Source organism: Methylobacter sp. (genome assembly GCF_030680395.1).
In the GTDB taxonomy this organism is placed as follows: domain Bacteria; phylum Pseudomonadota; class Gammaproteobacteria; order Methylococcales; family Methylomonadaceae; genus Methylobacter_A.
Genome location: NZ_JAUXVR010000026.1, coordinates 21,411 through 39,855 on the forward strand (window position 1 = coordinate 21,411; position 18,445 = coordinate 39,855).

Annotated in this window: 15 protein-coding genes; 13 read left to right on the forward strand and 2 right to left on the reverse strand. The window is 48.3% G+C overall.

The genetic code is table 11. The annotated features are described in order from the left end of the window. Positions 1-62 precede the first annotated feature (62 nt). The 5 genes from Q8L79_RS10695 to Q8L79_RS10715 all read left to right on the forward strand — a co-directional run bounded on the left by Q8L79_RS10695 (position 63) and on the right by Q8L79_RS10715 (position 6,057). Positions 63-392, forward strand: coding sequence for a hypothetical protein (locus tag Q8L79_RS10695; RefSeq protein ID WP_305270846.1), 330 nt, complete (start codon positions 63-65; stop codon positions 390-392). 218 nt (positions 393-610) lie between these two features. After that, entirely contained in the window at positions 611-1,972 is a 1,362-nt protein-coding gene (locus Q8L79_RS10700) for an MFS transporter (protein WP_305271250.1), read from the forward strand. A gap of 25 nt (positions 1,973-1,997) precedes the next feature. Next, positions 1,998-2,477: a single-stranded DNA-binding protein gene (gene ssb, locus Q8L79_RS10705; protein WP_305270848.1), complete on the forward strand. Its 480-nt coding sequence runs from the start codon at positions 1,998-2,000 to the stop codon at positions 2,475-2,477. An 806-nt stretch (positions 2,478-3,283) separates the two neighbouring features. Then, positions 3,284-4,480 carry a GTPase family protein gene (locus Q8L79_RS10710; RefSeq protein ID WP_305270850.1) on the forward strand — a complete coding sequence of 399 codons (1,197 nt, stop codon included), beginning with the start codon at positions 3,284-3,286 and terminating at the stop codon, positions 4,478-4,480. Next, positions 4,477-6,057 carry a GTPase family protein gene (locus Q8L79_RS10715; RefSeq protein ID WP_305270853.1) on the forward strand — a complete coding sequence of 527 codons (1,581 nt, stop codon included), beginning with the start codon at positions 4,477-4,479 and terminating at the stop codon, positions 6,055-6,057. Before Q8L79_RS10710 ends, Q8L79_RS10715 begins: the two co-directional genes overlap by 4 nt. A 246-nt stretch (positions 6,058-6,303) precedes the next feature. On the opposite strand, the gene Q8L79_RS10720 is transcribed toward Q8L79_RS10715, so the two are convergent. Together Q8L79_RS10720 and Q8L79_RS10725 are read right to left on the reverse strand one after the other, a co-directional pair. Further along, complete coding sequence (locus tag Q8L79_RS10720; protein ID WP_305270855.1) at positions 6,304-8,529, reverse strand: EAL domain-containing protein; 2,226 nt, start codon at positions 8,527-8,529, stop codon at positions 6,304-6,306. 90 nt (positions 8,530-8,619) lie between these two features. Continuing rightward, complete coding sequence (locus tag Q8L79_RS10725; protein WP_305270857.1) at positions 8,620-11,556, reverse strand: chemotaxis protein CheB; 2,937 nt, start codon at positions 11,554-11,556, stop codon at positions 8,620-8,622. A gap of 303 nt (positions 11,557-11,859) precedes the next feature. Between Q8L79_RS10725 and Q8L79_RS10730 the strand changes: the two genes are divergently transcribed. From Q8L79_RS10730 to nqrM, 8 genes are all read left to right on the forward strand, one after another. Continuing rightward, entirely contained in the window at positions 11,860-12,042 is a 183-nt protein-coding gene (locus tag Q8L79_RS10730) for a hypothetical protein (RefSeq protein WP_305270859.1), read from the forward strand. Continuing rightward, the gene (locus Q8L79_RS10735; RefSeq protein ID WP_305270861.1) at positions 12,026-13,375 is read left to right on the forward strand and encodes a Na(+)-translocating NADH-quinone reductase subunit A; all 1,350 of its coding nucleotides are present in this window, start codon (positions 12,026-12,028) and stop codon (positions 13,373-13,375) included. Before Q8L79_RS10730 ends, Q8L79_RS10735 begins: the two co-directional genes overlap by 17 nt. Then, positions 13,375-14,577 (forward strand): NADH:ubiquinone reductase (Na(+)-transporting) subunit B, encoded by a 1,203-nt coding sequence (locus Q8L79_RS10740; RefSeq protein ID WP_305270862.1) that lies wholly within the window; start codon positions 13,375-13,377, stop codon positions 14,575-14,577. Before Q8L79_RS10735 ends, Q8L79_RS10740 begins: the two co-directional genes overlap by 1 nt. Beyond that, positions 14,570-15,493 (forward strand): Na(+)-translocating NADH-quinone reductase subunit C, encoded by a 924-nt coding sequence (locus tag Q8L79_RS10745; RefSeq protein WP_305270864.1) that lies wholly within the window; start codon positions 14,570-14,572, stop codon positions 15,491-15,493. Before Q8L79_RS10740 ends, Q8L79_RS10745 begins: the two co-directional genes overlap by 8 nt. Continuing rightward, entirely contained in the window at positions 15,490-16,173 is a 684-nt protein-coding gene (locus tag Q8L79_RS10750; RefSeq protein ID WP_305270865.1) for an NADH:ubiquinone reductase (Na(+)-transporting) subunit D, read from the forward strand. Before Q8L79_RS10745 ends, Q8L79_RS10750 begins: the two co-directional genes overlap by 4 nt. Next, on the forward strand, positions 16,173-16,781 hold the full coding sequence (nqrE, locus tag Q8L79_RS10755; protein WP_006893546.1) for an NADH:ubiquinone reductase (Na(+)-transporting) subunit E: 609 nt from the start codon (positions 16,173-16,175) through the stop codon (positions 16,779-16,781). The genes Q8L79_RS10750 and nqrE overlap by 1 nt, the downstream gene beginning before the upstream one ends. 12 nt (positions 16,782-16,793) lie before the next feature. Beyond that, the gene (nqrF, locus tag Q8L79_RS10760; RefSeq protein ID WP_305270878.1) at positions 16,794-18,014 is read left to right on the forward strand and encodes an NADH:ubiquinone reductase (Na(+)-transporting) subunit F; all 1,221 of its coding nucleotides are present in this window, start codon (positions 16,794-16,796) and stop codon (positions 18,012-18,014) included. Positions 18,015-18,236: 222 nt separating this feature from the next. After that, on the forward strand, positions 18,237-18,431 hold the full coding sequence (nqrM, locus tag Q8L79_RS10765; protein WP_305270880.1) for a (Na+)-NQR maturation NqrM: 195 nt from the start codon (positions 18,237-18,239) through the stop codon (positions 18,429-18,431). Positions 18,432-18,445: the final 14 nt, after the last annotated feature.

Sequence of the window (18,445 nt, forward strand, 5' to 3'; positions counted from 1 at the left end):
GCACATTCCGAAGTGCAACAAATAAAGACTGCGTAACATCAATAACTAACCGGTTTTAAATAATGATTATCAACACATTAAATTCATTTGTTTTTAAATATATTAAATTTATCGAAATGCTCGGCGTACTGATGCGTATTTTTAGTTTTTCGCTGGTCAGTTGGATGGGACCGGAAAGTCCTTTTCTGTTTGTGTGGGCTTTTAATACCACCGATGCGGTAATACTTTCCTGGTGCTCCATACTCAAGAAAGACAGTGCCTATACCTTGCTGAATGTATTCTGGATTATGGTCGGCATAATTGGAATGGTTAGAGCCAGTCAAATTTCAGTGATGGATTTTAAATCCGCCTGGCTGCATTTGTTAACGCAAGCCATAGCGCTGTTCAGTTAAACAGCGCTCCAGGCACAAATGAGCGAATGCGATAAATAAAGCTTGTTATAATGGCCGCCATTAAAATAATGAGATAAACCACTGAGTTAGTAAGGTACGTACCACGTATCTTTACTGAACTTGGAAAATGGTGCGTGATGCGTACCCTACATTTCTTGATAATTCTGGTTCAAAAGGAGACGCTGGTTTTGACAACAACGCAAGACATTACAAGTTCGATGACTTCATCGGAAAAACGCGCCACATGGTCTTTGGCAGGCATTTATGCTTTGCGGATGCTGGGGCTATTTATGATTTTGCCGGTGTTATCTTTATTTGCCGAACAGCTTGAGGGATCAACGCCTGCGCTGATCGGTCTGGCCATGAGCATTTACGGCTTGCCCCAAGTTCTATTGCAAATTCCTTTCGGTTTGCTATCCGATCGCTTCGGTCGCAAAAAAATCATTATTATTGGCTTGGTGATGTTTTTTATCGGCAGTGTGATCGCGGCATTGTCGACAACCATTTACGGGATTTTGGTGGGTCGGGCTTTTCAGGGCGCCGGTGCGGTTTCGGCCGTTATCATGGCCTTGGTGGCCGATTTGACTCAGGAAGTTCATCGCACCAAAGCCATGGCGATTATCGGAATCAGCATCGGTGGATCGTTTGGCGTCGGCATCATAGCCGGGCCTGTTATTTCCGGATTCGGCGGTGTGCAGAGCGTTTTTGGGGTAACAGCGGTGCTTACCCTTCTGGCTATTCTGGCGATTATTTATATCGTTCCCAATCCCCAGCAATCCAAATTGCATCGGGATGCGGAGTTCGTTCCCGAAGAAACCATGCAGGTATTGAAAAATCCGGACTTATTGCGCCTGAATTACGGCATTTTTACCTTGCACCTGATTTTAATGGCTATCTTTGTGGTGGTGCCTTCGTTAATGAGAGGGGCGGGATTACCGGCAGGGCATGAATGGCAGGTTTATTTACCGGTTTTTGTTATTTCGATGGCTTTCGCCGTGCCGTTTGTGATTCTGGCCGAAAAGAAACGCAAAATGAAACAGGTGTTTCTCGGGGCCATCGCGGTCTTGGTGATTGCGGAATTGGGCTTGTCGACAGTTCATCAAAACCTGATCGGGATTGTAGGTTTCTTGTGGCTGTTTTTTTGCGGCTTTAATTTATTGGAAGCAACACTGCCTTCTTTAATATCGAAGACAGCGCCGGCTGACCTGAAAGGCACGGCCATGGGCGCTTATTCAAGCTCCCAATTCATGGGTCTTTTTATGGGCGGACTGGTGGGCGGCTGGTTTAACGGCGAATTTGGAGTCACGGCGGTGTTTTTATTTTGCGCCGCTGCCGCATTCAGCTGGCTGGTCGTGTCTTTATGGATGAAGCCTCCGCGGTATGTGGCAAATCTGCTTATTTCGCTGGAAAAACTCAGTGAACAGGGCGCAAATGAATTTATTGCCGAAATGCTTAAAATCAGCGGTGTAGAAGAGATTACCCTGCATTATGAAGAAGGTTTGGTTTATCTCAAGGTTGATAATCAAAAACTTGATAAAGACCAATTACAAGGTTTGATCACGCAGTATGTCAATGCATAATCGCGTAAACAATGAGGAGAAATAGATGCTTAATAAAGTGATGTTAATAGGAAGGCTAGGCGCTGACCCTGAAGTTCGGTACATGCCGAGTGGCGGTGCAGTTACGACCCTGAGTCTGGCAACCTCCAGGCGTTGGAAAGATAAGCAAACAGGCGAGCGCCGCGAAGAAACCGAATGGCATAGGGTGGTGCTTTTTAACCGCTTGGCTGAAGTCGCCGGTGAATATTTAAAAAAAGGCAGTCAAGCCTATATCGAAGGTCATATCCGCACGCGAAAATGGCAAGCTCAAGACGGCCAGGATCGCTACACCACCGAAATTGTCGCCGACTCTATGAACATGCTGGACAGCCGTAGCGGCGGCACTTCCGAGTTTGGCGGCGAGCAGCCACAGGGCGGATATTCCAAGCCTGCCGGTCAGCCTCAGCAACCGGCGCCGCAGAGCAGTTCCGGCTCCATGCCGCCACCGCCAAATTATGACGACTTTGATGACGATATCCCGTTCTAACAGACACCTGGTGTCTATTATGTAAAGAATACAATTAAGAATCCTGTTGTCTGGCAGGATTCTTTGCCATTGCTGACGCTTTAAAAGTAATAACTGATGTTACGCACTGAGCCGATGCAGTTCGGCAAAACCGGCTTGTAAGGCTTTGATGTAAAGCTTACTTCTAAGTGTGAAATGGTTGAGCTGATGCTTAAGCTTGAGTTGTTCAAGTTTGAAAAAAAAGCATAGATGGATGCAAAAATGGTCCTGATTAGCAAGATGCTTCAGCTAGCGCCAAAAAGCTCGTCATTCTGGCAGGGATGCCGGAATCCAGTCACATGGATGTGAGGCTATGGCTTGGCATCAAGCCTAAGTCATGCCACAGCGGTATCGGAAAGTTACCATCCCTGGCTCTGGATACTGGCATCCCTGCCAGTATGACGGTGCTAGCTGGAGCATCTTGCTAATCAAGAAAATGGTTGCTTTGGGTCCGAATGGTGCGGGTCGGCGAGCGGGCCAAGCCGGTGTTGGATTTAATAGCTTTGTGGAAGACTTCGATGTTCCACCGTTTTTGATAGAGAATCGTGATCTGGTCGTAAGTATGCTGGAGATCGCTGGACGGACAAGGCGCTGCGAAATCATGATCATCGATGGGATAAGTTGCAACGCTTGCAGAAAGAAGTCGCTAAATCTATCGAGGAGGTTGTAATATTAAAAACACGACAGATTTATTTATTGTCGGAGTATGCTTCAATTTGATGAAATCCAAGAATAGGCTTTGCGCCTAAGCATCTAAAAATTTTTCTCCGTGGTTTGAGGTTTTGCGCATGTGGAAAAAAATTTACTCGACTGTCTTCATGCCTCGTCTTGATGATGAGGAACTCGGCAAGCGCCTTGAAGCCATCAAGTCATCTATACCCACGCCGGTTTTTTGGCTGTTGGGAAAGACCCAATCGGGAAAAACTTCGATCATCAGGGCCTTGACCGGAGACAGCCGCGCCCAGATAGGCAACGGTATGCACGCCTGCACCAAAACCGCATTCATTTATGATTTCCCTGATTCCCAGGATTGCATCATGCGCTTCCTGGACACGCGAGGACTGGGCGAAGTGGATTATGAACCGGATGACGATATCGAAGCTTTTCAAGAACAGGCGCACGTACTGATCGTGGTCATGAAAGCCATGGATCATTCCCAGCAGGCTGTTATGGCGGCTGTCCGATTGATTCATAAAGCCAAGCCCGATTGGCCGGTTATTGTTGCGCAAACGGCATTGCACGAGGGGTATCCCGACTCGGCTTTCGAACACATAAATCCTTATCCTTTTGACGCTGAAGACTGGACTAAAATAATTCCTGAGGACTTGCGCCGGTCTTTACTTGAACAAAGAAAACTGTTTAAGGGTATCGATGCTCAGTTTGTCGCGGTTGATTTTACGCTGCCGGAAGATGGTTACCAGCCGATCAATTACGGTTTGGAAGCGTTTTGGCATAGCTTGGAAATCGCTTTGCCGCACGGCGTTGCCATGGTGCTTCATGGCATGAAAGAAATCCGCAGGGAGCTGCATGATGTCTACAGCAAGGCGGCGCATCCGCATATTATTGCCTATGCGCTTACTTCAGGCGCGGCCGGAGCCGTTCCTGTCCCTTTTGTCGATATTCCTATCGTGACGCTGATTCAGGCCAAAATGTTTCAGACCATCGCGTCCATTTATAATTATCAGCTGGACCGAAAAAGTTGGGTTGAAATCAGCGGTTCACTCGGCCTTTCTCTGCTGACAAATATCGGCCGCCGCGAATTAATCAAATTAATCCCCGTTTATGGCTCGGCTGCGTCTTCCGCGCTGACCGCTGCAACAACCTATGCATTAGGCAAGACGCTGACGATTTACTTTCAAAACTTACGTAGCGGGACCGCGTTATCCAGTGAGGCATTCCAGGTTATTTACAAGGAACAGTTTGAGCTGGGCCGATCGATGTTGAAAGATTATGTGAGTGAGATTCAGCAGAAGGTATTGAAATGAAAATGAAAACCCGCTGGACGATCCATTTTTTAATCATAATGATTCCGTTCAGCATTCCTTTAGCAGCAGGCTTTTATTGGTTATGGCTGCATCAGCTGCTGATTTTATGGCTCTCAGCTGCGGCTGTGTTGGGCGGGATATGGTGGCTCATTAACCAACGTTTGAGCCGACAGGATTTGGAACTGGAATTACTCGACATTTCTCCATCAGTCGAAAAAACCGCTCAAAGCAAACGGGCGTATGAAAAAATTGAGCAGATTTCCGCAGTACACAGAAACAGCAATCCTGATCTGGCCTCTTCGGAATTTTATATGCAGACCCTGCTTGAAGTGATGCGGGCCGTAGCGGAGCAGTATTATCCGAAACGTAAAGACGCTCTGTTGGAAATTAAGCTGCCCTATCTGCTCAAAGTCATCGAAATGTTGGCGCAGGAATTACGCGTGAGTCTTTCGGAAAACGTGCCGGGCAGTCATATTTTCTCGGTGAACGATATTGTTCGCAGTCAGCGCTTAGCTAATCGCGGACGTGAGCTCTATCGCCTGTTTCGTATCGTATCCGCCGGGTTGGACCCGATATCCGCCATGGTTCGCGAACTAAGAATACTCGCTACCGATAGTCTATTGACGCATTCCACCGAGGACATCAAGCGCTGGCTTATCGACGCTTATATCAAGAAAATAGGCTATTACGCGATAGAGCTTTACAGCGGAAACCTGATTCTGGATAACAGTTTGTTCGCTCACGCGACCCGATCATCTCAGCAGGAACTGGACAAAATCAAGCACCGGGAAGCAGCTGCGTCTGCGGAACCGTTCCGCATACTGGTGCTGGGCCAGACCAATGCCGGTAAATCCAGCCTGATCAATGTTCTGTTTGGGGTCAAAAAAGCCGAAACCGATGTGGTTCCTACAACAGAAGGCATCACTTCTTATCTGCTGGAACGTCCCGGATTGGAAACCGCGATTATATCGGACTGCGAAGGTTATGGCAGCGATGGTTATCAGGGGGCGCTTTCCACCAGGGTTTCGGAAGAAATCGTCCGCAGTGACATTATTATTTTGGTGATTTCCGCAATCAATGTCGCGCGTGCCCCCGATAAAAAAATGCTGCAAACCATTCGGGATTGTTTTGAAGCCAAGAACAGGAACAGTTTACCGCCCATCGCTGTGGCATTGACGCATGTCGATCAGTTGCGACCGCTCAGGGAATGGAGCCCGCCTTATGATGTTATCAAGCCAGGCTCGCCCAAAGCACAGGCAATAAGACTGATGATGGAGACTGTAACGACGGAATTGGGCTTAAAAATCGAACAAATTGCACCGGTCAATTTAAAACCGGGCTTTGAATATAATGTTGAGGAAGGGTTAATTCCGGCCGTTTTTCAGCAGCTCGAACAAGCCAAGCAGGTGCGCTATCTGCGTTGTCTTAAAGAATATCGTAAAGAGGATTATTGGCGCAGACTTTGGAATCAATCCAAGCGAGCCGGGCAATATTTTGCTAAAAAAGGTTTCAGCAGTCTGGAAAAATCGTCTGCCGCCCTGCCTGAAAAGGCAGAACGAGGCGGGGAAAGTCGCTGACTGCCCCGCCTATTCACTTATTTAAGAAGCCGGTACTCAGTCAGTCTTGTTATGTCGTGTAAAAATTGTTTAGCTCAGCGTAAATCCGTTCATCTCATTCGACAAGCTCATGACAGGCTTCGGCAGGCTCAGGACGAACGGATTTACTTTTACCCGTCAAAATAGAGTTGCCTGAGTACTGGAGGATATCGTGGGAACGTAAATTCCATCCTGAATTAGGAGCGAAAGGGGATCATGTCTTGTTGTTCAAATCCCCAGAGAACGCTCAAACTCCTCCAGCGACATGGCCTTGCCGATCAGGTTGCCCTGGTAAGTGAGGCAGCCGTGCAGTTCCAGAAATGCACGCTGCTCTTCGGTTTCTACGCCCTCGGCAATAATATCCATTCCCAAGTTGCTGGCCATGCCGATGATGGTCTGCACGATCACCGTATCGGCAGGCTTAACGCCAATGTTATGCACGAAAGACTGATCGATTTTCAGTTGATCGAATGGCAGTTGCGCCAGGCAAGCCAACGATGAATAGCCGGTGCCGAAATCATCGATAGAGAAGCTCACGCCGATTTCTTTGAGTCTTTCCATTTTGGCAATAGTGTCGTCAATGTCGTCGAATACCAGGCTTTCGGTGAATTCGAGTTTGAGCCGATCCGCTTTGATAGCGGATTTGTTCAGTATCGCGCACACTTGTTCGGTAAAGTCGGGTTGATGGAACTGGCGAGCGCTGACGTTAACGGCAAGCTGCAAATCACGGGTTTGTGCATGGCTTTCCCATCGTTTAAGCTGGGCGCAGGTGTCTTCCAGCACCCACTGTCCAACGGGCATTATTAATCCGATTTCTTCAGCCAGTGGAATGAATTCGTGCGGCGGGACAAAACCGCGCTCAGGGTGTTCCCAGCGCAACAACACTTCGGCGCCGACCGTTTGACCGTCGTGGCGCGTCTGCCGCTGAAAATAGAGCTTGAATTGGTTTTTTATCAGCGCAAAGCGCAAGTCTGCTTCCAAGGCGGCCCGAGCCGTAACCGCCTCTTGCATATCCTGGTCGAAAAAACGCAAGGTGTTGCGGCCTGCGGCCTTGGCGCCATACATGGCGATATCCGCCCGTTTCAGAAGCGTGTTTATTTCATGCTGATGATTGATGAATAGCGTGATGCCGATGCTCGGCGTGTTTCGATACTCATGGCTGGTGAGTTGGTAGGCCTGGTTGAGCGAAATAATAATTTTTTCGCCGATGGTCTTAGCCTTGACAGCGGCTTCTTTAATATTCTTGCTCAGTTCTTCCAGCATGATGACAAACTCGTCGCCGCCCTGACGAGACACGGTGTCGCCTTTTCGCACACAGTCCATAAGCCGCTGTGCGACCTGTTGCAGTAATACGTCCCCCATGTCATGCCCGAGATGGTCATTAAGGGATTTGAAGTTATCCAGATCAATGAACAGCAATGCGCCGTATTTTTTACTGCGCGTGCTGGTGGCCAGTGCTTGTTGCAACCTGTCCAACAACAGTCTGCGGTTCGGCAAGGCGGTCAGTGGATCGTAGTAAGCGAGCTGTTTTATTTCCTCCTCCGAGGCTTTGCGTACAGATATATCGGTCTGTGAGCCGACGTAGTGAGTGATGTTTCCAGTGCTGTCCTTTACGGCTGTGATGGTTAGCCATTTAGGGTAGATTTCACCATTTTTGCGTTGATCCCATATTTCGCCCTGCCAGGATCCGGTGCGATTAATGCACTCCCACATATCAGTGTAAAAGGCCTCGTCGTGGTATCCCGATTTGAACAGGCGGGGCGTTTGGCCTATCAGTTCTTCGGCGCTGTAGCCGGTAATGTCGGTAAAGGCCCGGTTAACCCGTAAAATCAGGTTATCGGCATTGGTGATCATGATGCCTTCCTGAGCCTCAAAGGCGACCGCGGCGATACGCAATTCTTCTTCTGCGTGCTTGCTTTCAGTGATATCGGTGAGAGTGATGCGCAGCATCGGGGATTGATCGTCGCTCATTACCCGCAGACAGTCCAGCCGGGCATAAAAGTGGCTATCGTCGCGTTTGATTGTCAGTTCGATGTTTTTCTGCTCTCCTTCGTGCTTCAGTGCATTTTTGAATAGAAGATACCAGCGGTCGCTGTCTTGGGGGGCGATCAAGTTGGCGAAAGGGTGGTTTATCAGGCTGCTGCGTTGCACTCCGAGTAGCGCGGCGGCGGTAAGGTTGATCTCGATAATCTTACCTTCGGGCGTGAGGGTGAGGTAGCCAACGGGAGCGAATTCATAAAGATTGAGGTAGCGGTTATGAGATGCTTCCAGAGCTGCACGGGCGTGCTGTAATTCCTCGTTTTGCATCTCCAGTTCAATCTGGTGCGCCCGTAGTTCATGGAGCAGCTTCTCCATGGAATGAGATGATGGCTCGACCGGAGTGCGGGCGCGTCGATCTACGGCCCCGATGCGTGGTTTTAATTGCCGATTCAGTTTGGTGGGTTTGCTGTTCATGTAAACTCCATACTGTTATTTAAGATAGCGATAGCTTGGGTTGTTCCTTTTGCGCACTTAAACCGGTAAGTTTGAATAATATAATACAACCTATGGCTTGTCGGTAACATTATCCATCGCCAGCAGGATCAATTGTGGTTCGCCGCTCGGGCCGATAATACTGCGGGCGTTGAGCAATATTTTACGGTAACCGATGTTGGGGAAATCATGCTCCACCTGATAGTTATCAAAAGCCTGATTGTGCGGCAGGACGGTCTCCAGCAGGTCGCGCAAGGCGGGGATGTTCCATTGGCCGTTGCCCAGTTCGTAGATCGGCCGACCCACGGTTTCTTTGGCCGTCACTTGAAAACCTTGATAAAACGAGCGGCTGGCAGTGACGACTTTTAAGGCGTCATTAAGTACGATCAGCGGTTCGCGCACTGTATTGACGATGCCTTCGGCCAATAGCCGTGCTTCTTGTGTGGCTATAGCCCGGGTGCGTTCGGTGATGTTGGTGAAAGTCAGCACCACGCCGTCAATCATGTTGTCCAGGGTTCGGTAAGGCTGAATGCGTGCCAAGTAACAGTTGCCGTTCAAGGTTTTTACTTCGCGTTCTATGGGCGCCAGATTATCGAGAACGGCATGGGCGGCATCCAGCAGGTCGTCTTTACCTTCCAGTTCAGGTCTGATGTCGCTCAGTGCGCGGCCCACGTCCGAGGCAACCAGGCGGTAGACTTGGGCTGCATCGCGGGTAAAACGCCGGATGATCAGGTTTTGATCGAGGAAGATGGTACCGACATGGATGTTGTCGAGCAAGTTCTTCATGTCGTTTTGCATGTCGGCCAGTTGTATAATTTTGGCCTGTAGTTCGGAGTTTACGGTGACCAGTTCTTCATTGATGGATTGTAATTCCTCTTTGGAAGTTTCCAGTTCTTCATTGGTGGATTGCAGTTCTTCATTGGTGGATTGCATCTCTTCGTTAGTGCACTTAAGCTCCTCGTTGGATGCAAACTGTTCCTCGATGGTAGCCTGGAGATTTTCTTTGGTGTAGGCCAGCTCACGTTCCAGTTCCTCAATATGATGCAGTCCATCCAGCTTGGAGGTGCGCTTGGCACGCGCCGGTTTCGGTTTGTCTGATGCGGGGTGTGTTATATCTTGAAAACTGACCAGCAGCAGGTTTTGCTGATCATTCGGATTCGACAAGGGGCGTACCCAAAGGTGCACAGGGTGGAAATCGCCGTTGGTCTTGACCGATAGTTCCCGGCTCAGGGTCGGTGTGCCTTGGTTTGAGGCCGAAATAGCTGAGCGCAGTTCCAGTTGCAGACCCTCCCGAGCCATATCGATTATGTTGAGGGTGGCATGGCCGGGCGCAGGGCGCAAGTAGTTGCCGGTTTCGCCATAGACGTAAAGGATATTGCCTTTGAGGTCCGTCACTACCGAGGTGGGGGCGTAGAATTGAAGCAGTACACGCCGGGTCAGTTCGGCCAGGTTGTTCTCCCTGGCGGATTTCATGATGTCTTCCGGCGATTTGTGAGCCTGTTCTGTCGTCCAGCTCAAGTTGCTGGTCAACATAGCGCGGGTTGACGCGGCGGTGGGAATGGTGCGGTAGAGTTTCCATTTACGATTGAGTGGGGTAAACAGCTCGGTATGGTTGCCGATGCCCTCCGACGGCGACAGAAACAGCACCCCGCCCGGTTTGAGTGCGTAGTGAAAGGCGGGGATAAGGCGGTTTTGCAGTTCCGGTTCGAGGTAAATCATCAGATTGCGACAACTGAGCAGATCGAGCTTGGTAAAAGGCGGATCTTTGATGACATTCTGAACGGCGAACACCACCATTTCACGTATTTCTTTCTTGACCCGATAGCCGCCGTTTTCTTTGATGAAGAAACGGCGTAAACGCTCAGGCGTGACATCCAGAGTGATGTTGGGGGGGTAGAGACCGGCACGGGCGATGGTAACGGGGTCATCGGCAATGTCAGTGCTGTAAATCTGCGTTTTAAACTCAGTCTGGTCTTTATCCATGAGTTCACGCAACACCATGGCAATGGAATAGGCCTCCTCACCGGTGGCGCATCCCGCCACCCAGGCGCGGAAAACGTAATCTTGCGGTTTGTCCGCCAACAGTGTCGGCAGGATGTCCTGCTTCAGCGCAATGAAAGCCTCCGGGTCGCGAAAGAAGCTGGTGACATTGATCAGCAGTTCTTTGAACAGTGACGCTGTCTCGGATGGATGTTCCTTAAGGTAGCAAGCATAGGTTTCGGTATCGTCAATGCCGTTTTGCGACATGCGTCGCTGGATGCGGCGGGTAATGGTGCTTTTTTTGTAGAGCGAGAAATCGTGGCCGGTGCTGGTGCGTAACTGCAGCAGGATGTGATTGATGCCGCTTAATGCAACCGGAGGTGAGGGAGGGCGCTGGAGAGTCAGAGTGAGCATGTCGGATAGCAATACTTCGGGCATTTTTTCCACAGGCAAAACATGGGTGACATAGCCTGTCTGAATGGCGCTGACCGGCATGCCGTCGAATTTGGCGGTAGTCGGTTCCTGTGCCAGGGTGATGCCGCCGGCGCCGAGGATGGCGCGTAATCCTAAAGTACCGTCAGTGCCGGTGCCGGAGAGAATGATGCCGACGGACTTTTCGGCCTGATCTTCGGCCAGTGAACGCAGGAAGCTATCGATAGGCATACGCTGCCCGTGCGGCACTGCCGGTATGCTTAGTTGCAAAGCCCCATGAAAAATGGTCATGTCGCGGTTGGGGGGGATGACATAGACGCAGTTAGGCATAGCTTGCATTTGGTCTTGCGCCTCAACTACCGGCATAGTCGTGGTGCGCTGCAGGATTTCGGTGAGGATGCTGGCATGGCTGGGGTCGAGATGCGAAACCAATACGAAGGCCATGCCGGTATCGGGGGGGGCGTGGCGAAAGAATTGCTCGAAGGCTTCCAGGCCACCGGCGGAAGCGCCTAAGCCGACAATGGGAAAGTCGCCTCTTTGTCGAGGCTGATTTTCCGGGTAAGCCAATGGAGTTGATTGGGTTTTATTCTGGGTCATGGTGGGATGCTCTGTTCGTAGGGCACTGCGGCGGATAGGTGATTTGTCAGGATTTAATAATGTTTTATCAGGGTAAAGTCAATTCATTTCCCCCGTGATGCATTTAACTGCGTGTCATCCGCGTCTGTTTTTGGCATGCGTGTCAAGCTGGTTTCGCCGTGTGCAGATACTAAAATACCGGTAAATTGATAGTATGTGATTATAGTCATCTTTGTCAGCTTTAGACTACACGCTTGCGTTCTTTTTGCTGTTTATTGAACGTAATGGCGGTTGGACAAGCGGAAATGATGGGAGTCTGTGTTTTTGCATTTGTTAAAAGACTCATCGGTAAGCCTTGTGGCTGTTGAGAATGCCTCGCTTTTGTGGTTTAATGCCAGCGTTTTACGTCTTAATGCGCCTCTTGTTTTATTGGTATTTGAAATGAAAGGATGGTTTCGCCGCAACTTGATTGGAGAGCAGGCTATTAACTATGCAATTTATTATTAAAAAAGGTTTGGATCTACCGATTACCGGAGAGCCCGAACAAGTTATTGAGGATGGCAATAAGGTTAAATCCGTTGCTATTCTGGGGATGGATTATATAGGCATGAAGCCTACCATGATGGTTAGCGAAGGTGATACGGTCAAGCTGGGCCAGATACTGTTCACTGACAAGAAGAATCCTGGAGTCAATTTCACTTCACCCGGCGCGGGTGTGGTTCAATCCATTAATCGCGGCGCAAAGCGGGTTTTGCAGTCTGTTGTGATCGAGCTGAAAGGAACGGCGCAGGAGTCATTTGCAAAATACAAAGCTTCAGAGTTAAGTGATTTATCGGCAGAACAGGTTAAAGAAAACCTGTTGGCGTCCGGGTTGTGGGCATCATTGCGCACACGTCCATACGGCAAAATTCCTGCTGTGGGCGGTAAACCCCGTTCTATTTTTGTGACTGCAATCGACACCAGCCCGCTAGCGGCAAATCCTGCGGTTATCATTAAAGCGCGTGGCGATGATTTTGCCAATGGTTTGGCGGTTATTGCCAAACTCACGGAAGGTAAAACTTACGTTTGTAAGGCGACCGGTGCTGATATCGCAACGGGTAATGCGCCTGTAAGTATTGCCGAGTTTGCAGGCCCTCATCCTGCCGGATTGCCAAGTACCCATATTCATTTGATTGATCCTGTTAGTATCGATAAATTTGTCTGGCATCTGGATTATCAGGCAGTGATCGCAATCGGTGCATTATTTACCACAGGTAAAATCAATGTTGAACGCGTCGTTTCGCTGGCTGGACCTATCGTAAAAAAACCAAGATTGATTCGTACCCGTGTCGGTGCCAACACTAATGATTTGGTGGTCGATCAGTTGGAAGAAGTTGAAAGTCGGGTGATTTCAGGTTCGGTGCTACATGGTCATCTTGCTGCGGATTGGGCTGCTTTTTTAGGTTGCTACAGCAACCAAATCTCGGTATTGCAAGAAGGCCGTGCCCGTGAGTTATTCGGCTGGATTGTTCCGGGTAAAAACAAATACTCGGCGCTCAATATTTATACGTCAAGCGTTGACCGTAAGTTGAATCGTAAATTTCCATTAACAACCGATAAAAACGGCAGCAACCGGGCGATTGTTCCGGTCGGCGTTTATGAAGCCGTCATGCCGCTGGATATTTTGCCTACACCGCTGCTAAAAGCGCTGGTGGTCGGCGACTCGGATCAGGCTCAATTATTAGGTTGTTTGGAGCTTGATGAGGAAGATATGTCCTTATTTACGTTTGTGGATCCCGGTAAACATGACTTCGGTCCTGTTCTGAGAGCGAATTTAACTAAAATTGAGAAGGAAGGATAATGTCGCCTAGAGATATTTTAGATAGCATGGAGCCGCATTTCACCAAGGGTGGGCGGTTCGAAAAGTATTACGGTCTCTACGAGATGGTGGATACTTTTATTTATACACCGGCTGATGTAACGCGTGGAGCAACGCATGTTCGCGATGGTAATGACCTGAAACGAACCATGACTTTTGTTGTTATCGCAACATTGTTCTGTGTTTTGATGGCCTTGTATAACACGGGCTATCAGGCCAATTTGGCCATGGCAGCGATGGGCTTGGAGCAAGCTCAGGGCTGGCGCAGTATCCCGATGATGATCTTTGGATACAGCACGATGAATCCGTTTTCGAATATGGTTCACGGCGCGTTGTATTTTCTGCCTATTTATCTGGTCACGCTGGCTGTCGGCGGCGTGTGGGAAGTATTGTTCGCAACCGTTCGCGGCCATGAAGTCAATGAAGGCTTTCTGGTGTCGTCAATGTTATACACATTGATTATGCCGCCCGATATGCCTTTATGGCAGGTGGCTTTGGGTATTTCCTTCGGTATTGTTATCGGCAAGGAAGTATTCGGCGGCACAGGTAAAAATTTCCTGAATCCGGCGTTAACCGGGCGGGCGTTTTTATATTTCGCTTATCCCGCGTCTATTTCAGGTGATTCGGTCTGGGTTGCAGTCGACGGCTATACCGCAGCTACGCCTTTGGGATTGGCGGCAAATGGCGGTCTTGAAGCGATTTATTCGGCCAATTACAGTTGGATGCAAACTTTCTTTGGTTTTGAGCCGGGCTGTCTTGGCGAAACCTCAACGCTGGCTATTTTAATTGGCGCGGCATTCCTGCTGTACACGAAGGTTGCGTCGTACCGCATCATGGGCGGCGTATTTGCAGGCATGGTGGCGACTTCGTTGCTGTTCAATTTTATCGGCAGCGACACCAATCATATGTTTGCGTTGCCTTGGTACTGGCATTTGACGCTGGGCGGCTTTGCTTTCGGTATGGTTTATATGGCCACCGATCCTGTGAGTGCGGCAATGACCGATACCGGTCGCTGGGTGTTCGGGGCTTTAGTCGGAGGTATGACGGTATTAATCAGGGTTGTTAATCCGGCGTTCCCGGAAGGTATTATGCTGGCTATTCTATTTTCCAACATGTTTGCGCCTACGATAGATTATTTTGTCATTCAGGCCAATATCAGAAGAAGGATGAAACGTCATGCTTAAGTGCGAACAGTTCAATAAAATATGCGTCGCGCTGGATAATTGCGAGCATTACCAAAAATTCAAGGTTTACCGGGATAATGTTCTTGCCCTGGGGAATGACAGTCTGGAAAAAACCATTGCCATTGCGGTTGCGCTGTGTCTGGTTTGTGCGGTTCTGGTTTCATTCTCTGCGGTCGCCTTAAAGTCTCTTCAAGTCCATAACAAAGAACTGGATATGAAGAAGAATATTCTCGATGTGGCAGGTTTGCTTCAGGAAGGTGGCGATATAGACTCGGATTTTGCGGAAAAAATTGAAGCTAAAATCGTCAATCTGGAAACAGGCGACTATGTCGAGGATATGAATGTTGCTGAATACGATCAACGTAAAGCGGCGAAAGATCCGGCTTTAAGTGTGGCTATTCCGAAAGATAAAGATATTGCCCACATCCGGATCAAGGCTAAATACGCCAAGGTCTATTTGGTCAAGGAGTCGGGTGCGATCAGGTCGATTATTCTGCCGGTAAACGGTTATGGATTGTGGTCTACGTTATATGGCTTTTTGTCATTGGATGCTGACGGGCAGACCGTACAAAGCATCAACTTTTATGATCAGCAGGAAACGCCGGGACTGGGCGGCGAAGTCGTCAATCCCAAATGGCGTGCGCTGTGGAAAGGCAAGAAAGTCTATGCGGAAAGCGATCAGCCTTCACTGGAAAAAGGCCTGATAGAGGAAGCTGAGATTGGCGAACCTGCGTTGAGTCTGATTAAAGGCGTGGTCGATAACACCAAGCCGGGTTCGCAATATCAGGTCGATGGTCTGGCGGGCGCGTCATTAACCAGTACCGGTGTAACTAATCTGGTCAGATACTGGATGAGTAATGAAGGTTTTGCCCCGTATTTAGCTAAAGTAAGAACAGTTAAAGGAGTTAAATCATGAGTGCGGTATTATTAAATGATGAAACAAAAAAGGTACTAATTACTCCATTGGTTAATGATAATCCCATTACTTTGCAGGTTTTGGGGATTTGTTCAGCCTTGGCGGTGACTTCACAAATGTCGACATCGCTGATTATGGCGTTGGCGTTGACCTTGGTGACGGCGTTTTCCAGTGCGGCAATCAGTGCGATCAGAAATCATATTCCCAGCAGTATTCGGATTATTGTGCAAATGACCATTATTGCGTCATTAGTTATCGTGGTTGATCAGTTATTAAAAGCCTTTGCTTATGATGTCAGTAAGCAATTATCGGTATTCGTGGGCTTGATTATTACCAACTGTATCGTTATGGGGCGTGCTGAAGGTTATGCGATGAAAAATCCGCCTTTAGAAAGTTTCATGGACGGCATCGGTAATGGTTTGGGTTATAGCCTGATATTGATTATCGTGGCATTTTTTAGAGAAACGTTGGGTTCTGGTAAATTATTGGGTATCGAAGTCTTCAAGCTAACCAAGGATGGCGGCTGGTATGACCCTAATGGCTTGATGTTGCTGCCGCCCAGCGCTTTCTTTATTATCGGTTTGATTATCTGGTCTGTCCGTCAATGGAAGCCGGAGCAAACTGAAAAGGTAGAATTCAAGATTATGTCGATTGCGCACGGTGAAGGAGGGCATCACTAATGGAAGCTTATATTAGTTTGTTTGTTAAGGCTGTCTTTATTGAAAACCTGGCGCTGTCCTTCTTTTTGGGCATGTGTACTTTCATCGCGGTGTCCAAGAAAATTTCGACAGCGATGGGTTTAGGTGTCGCGGTCATGGTGGTGCAAGCCATTACGGTGCCTGCCAACAATATTGTTTATCATGCCTTATTAAAAGAAGATGCATTGTCATGGATGGGTATAACCGGCGTTGATTTAAGCTTTTTAGCGTTGTTAAGCTGTATCGGTATGATTGCCGCGTTGGTGCAAATACTGGAAATGATTCTGGATAAGTTTTTTCCAGCGTTGTATCACGCTCTAGGCGTGTTTCTTCCTCTAATCACGGTTAACTGCGCGATTCTTGGCGGCAGTTTGTTTATGATTGAGCGGGATTATAATTTCGGGGAAAGTGTTACTTACGGTGTGGGCAGTGGTTTGGGTTGGGCATTGGCTATTACTGTTATGGCCGGTGTACGCGAAAAACTTAAATACAGTGATATTCCCGCCGGCTTACAAGGCCTGGGTATTACTTTTATTACTGCGGGTCTGATGTCGCTTGGCTTCATGGCTTTCTCTGGAATCCAACTTTAAGAAGGTAGTGTAATGCTGGAAATTCTATTAGGGATTATTATTTTCACGGCTTTTGTTATAGCGCTGGTATTCGTTATTATCGGTGCAAAGAGCAAATTGGTCGCTGAAGGAGATGTTGAGATCCTGATCAATGATGAAAAGAAAATTCATGTACCTGCGGGTTCAAAACTGTTAACTGCTTTAGCTGATAATGGCTTGTTTGTTTCATCAGCTTGTGGTGGTGGTGGTACTTGCGGACAATGTAAAGTAAAAATTCATACAGGCGGCGGGGAGATTTTACCTACTGAGTTAAGCCATATCACCAAGCGTGAGGCTGCAGAAGGTGAGCGTCTTTCTTGCCAAGTCTCGGTAAAGCATGACATGAGCATAGAAGTCGAAGATGATGTGTTTGGTGTCAAGAAGTGGGAATGTACGGTCAAATCAAACAATAACGTTGCTACGTTTATTAAAGAGCTGGTGCTTGACTTGCCGGCAGGCGAGGAAATTAATTATCGGGCGGGCGGTTATATTCAAATTGAATGTCCATCGTATATTGCCAAATACAGCGATTTCGATGTTGAAGAAAAATTCCGCGATGATTGGGATAAATTTAATTTATGGCGTTATGTTTCTGATGTAAAAGAGCCGGCATTACGTGCCTATTCGATGGCAAGTTATCCTGAAGAAAAAGAAATCATGCTGAACGTTCGTATCGCGACACCGCCTCCCGGTGCGCCCGATAACATACCGCCAGGCATTATGTCTTCATACATCTTTAACTTGAAGCCCGGCGATAAATGTATTATTTCAGGGCCTTACGGCGAGTTCTACGCTAAAGAAACTGATGCGGAAATGGTCTTTGTCGGTGGTGGTGCAGGTATGGCACCGATGCGTTCGCACATCTTCGATCAATTACGCAGGCTGAAATCCAAGCGCAAAATGAGCTTCTGGTATGGCGCTCGTAGTAAGCGCGAAATGTTCTATGTAGAAGATTTCGACATGCTGGCCAAGGAAAATGACAATTTTGAATGGCATGTGGCGCTGTCCGATCCGTTACCGGAAGATAACTGGACAGGCTATACCGGTTTTATTCATAATGTTCTTTTTGAAGAATACATTAAGAATCATCCGGCTCCGGAAGATTGCGAGTTTTACATGTGCGGGCCGCCGATGATGAACTCAGCGGTAATCAAGATGCTGTTGGATAATGGCGTAGAGCCGGAAAATATCTTGCTGGATGATTTTGGCGGATAAGAATTCTGGGCTGGATCACCTAAAGCGCCTACTGTTGGTGGCTTTAGCGTAACCCAGCATTTATGGCTTCGATTGTTGGGTTACGCCAAGGCTCGGCAATAGCTCCTGCATTGCTCTACCTTCTGCATCCATGCAGTCGTAACCCAATCTACACGAGGAGTGCGGCTAGTCCCACTCCTCGTTTTTTATTATGGGTCTTTACAAACTTTACGAGGTGATACCATGGCTTACTTTCTAGTGACTTTTGTTTTTATGGCTTTTGTTATTGCCATTATGGCGATAGGTGTTATTTTTGGCAGACGCGCTATTAAAGGATCATGTGGCGGCGCGGCAAACAACGCGGATTGTGTTTGTGTGGAAAAGTGTGATAAAAGAAAGAAAATGGAAGCAGAAGTTCGGTTGAATCAAGGATCGTAGGATTATTACAATAA

Bases quoted from the DNA above. Each gene is read 5' to 3' on its own strand.
- Q8L79_RS10720 (WP_305270855.1), bottom strand. From the start codon at position 8,529: ATGAACAGCAAACCCACCAAACTGAATCGGCAATTAAAACCACGCATC.
- Q8L79_RS10715 (WP_305270853.1), top strand. From the start codon at position 4,477: ATGAAAATGAAAACCCGCTGGACGATCCATTTTTTAATCATAATGATT.
- nqrF (WP_305270878.1), top strand. From the start codon at position 16,794: ATGCTGGAAATTCTATTAGGGATTATTATTTTCACGGCTTTTGTTATA.
- ssb (WP_305270848.1), top strand. From the start codon at position 1,998: ATGCTTAATAAAGTGATGTTAATAGGAAGGCTAGGCGCTGACCCTGAA.
- Q8L79_RS10710 (WP_305270850.1), top strand. From the start codon at position 3,284: ATGTGGAAAAAAATTTACTCGACTGTCTTCATGCCTCGTCTTGATGAT.
- Q8L79_RS10695 (WP_305270846.1), top strand. From the start codon at position 63: ATGATTATCAACACATTAAATTCATTTGTTTTTAAATATATTAAATTT.
- Q8L79_RS10745 (WP_305270864.1), top strand. From the start codon at position 14,570: ATGCTTAAGTGCGAACAGTTCAATAAAATATGCGTCGCGCTGGATAAT.
- Q8L79_RS10750 (WP_305270865.1), top strand. From the start codon at position 15,490: ATGAGTGCGGTATTATTAAATGATGAAACAAAAAAGGTACTAATTACT.
- nqrM (WP_305270880.1), top strand. From the start codon at position 18,237: ATGGCTTACTTTCTAGTGACTTTTGTTTTTATGGCTTTTGTTATTGCC.
- nqrE (WP_006893546.1), top strand. From the start codon at position 16,173: ATGGAAGCTTATATTAGTTTGTTTGTTAAGGCTGTCTTTATTGAAAAC.
- Q8L79_RS10740 (WP_305270862.1), top strand. From the start codon at position 13,375: ATGTCGCCTAGAGATATTTTAGATAGCATGGAGCCGCATTTCACCAAG.
- Q8L79_RS10700 (WP_305271250.1), top strand. From the start codon at position 611: ATGACTTCATCGGAAAAACGCGCCACATGGTCTTTGGCAGGCATTTAT.
- Q8L79_RS10725 (WP_305270857.1), bottom strand. From the start codon at position 11,556: ATGACCCAGAATAAAACCCAATCAACTCCATTGGCTTACCCGGAAAAT.
- Q8L79_RS10735 (WP_305270861.1), top strand. From the start codon at position 12,026: ATGCAATTTATTATTAAAAAAGGTTTGGATCTACCGATTACCGGAGAG.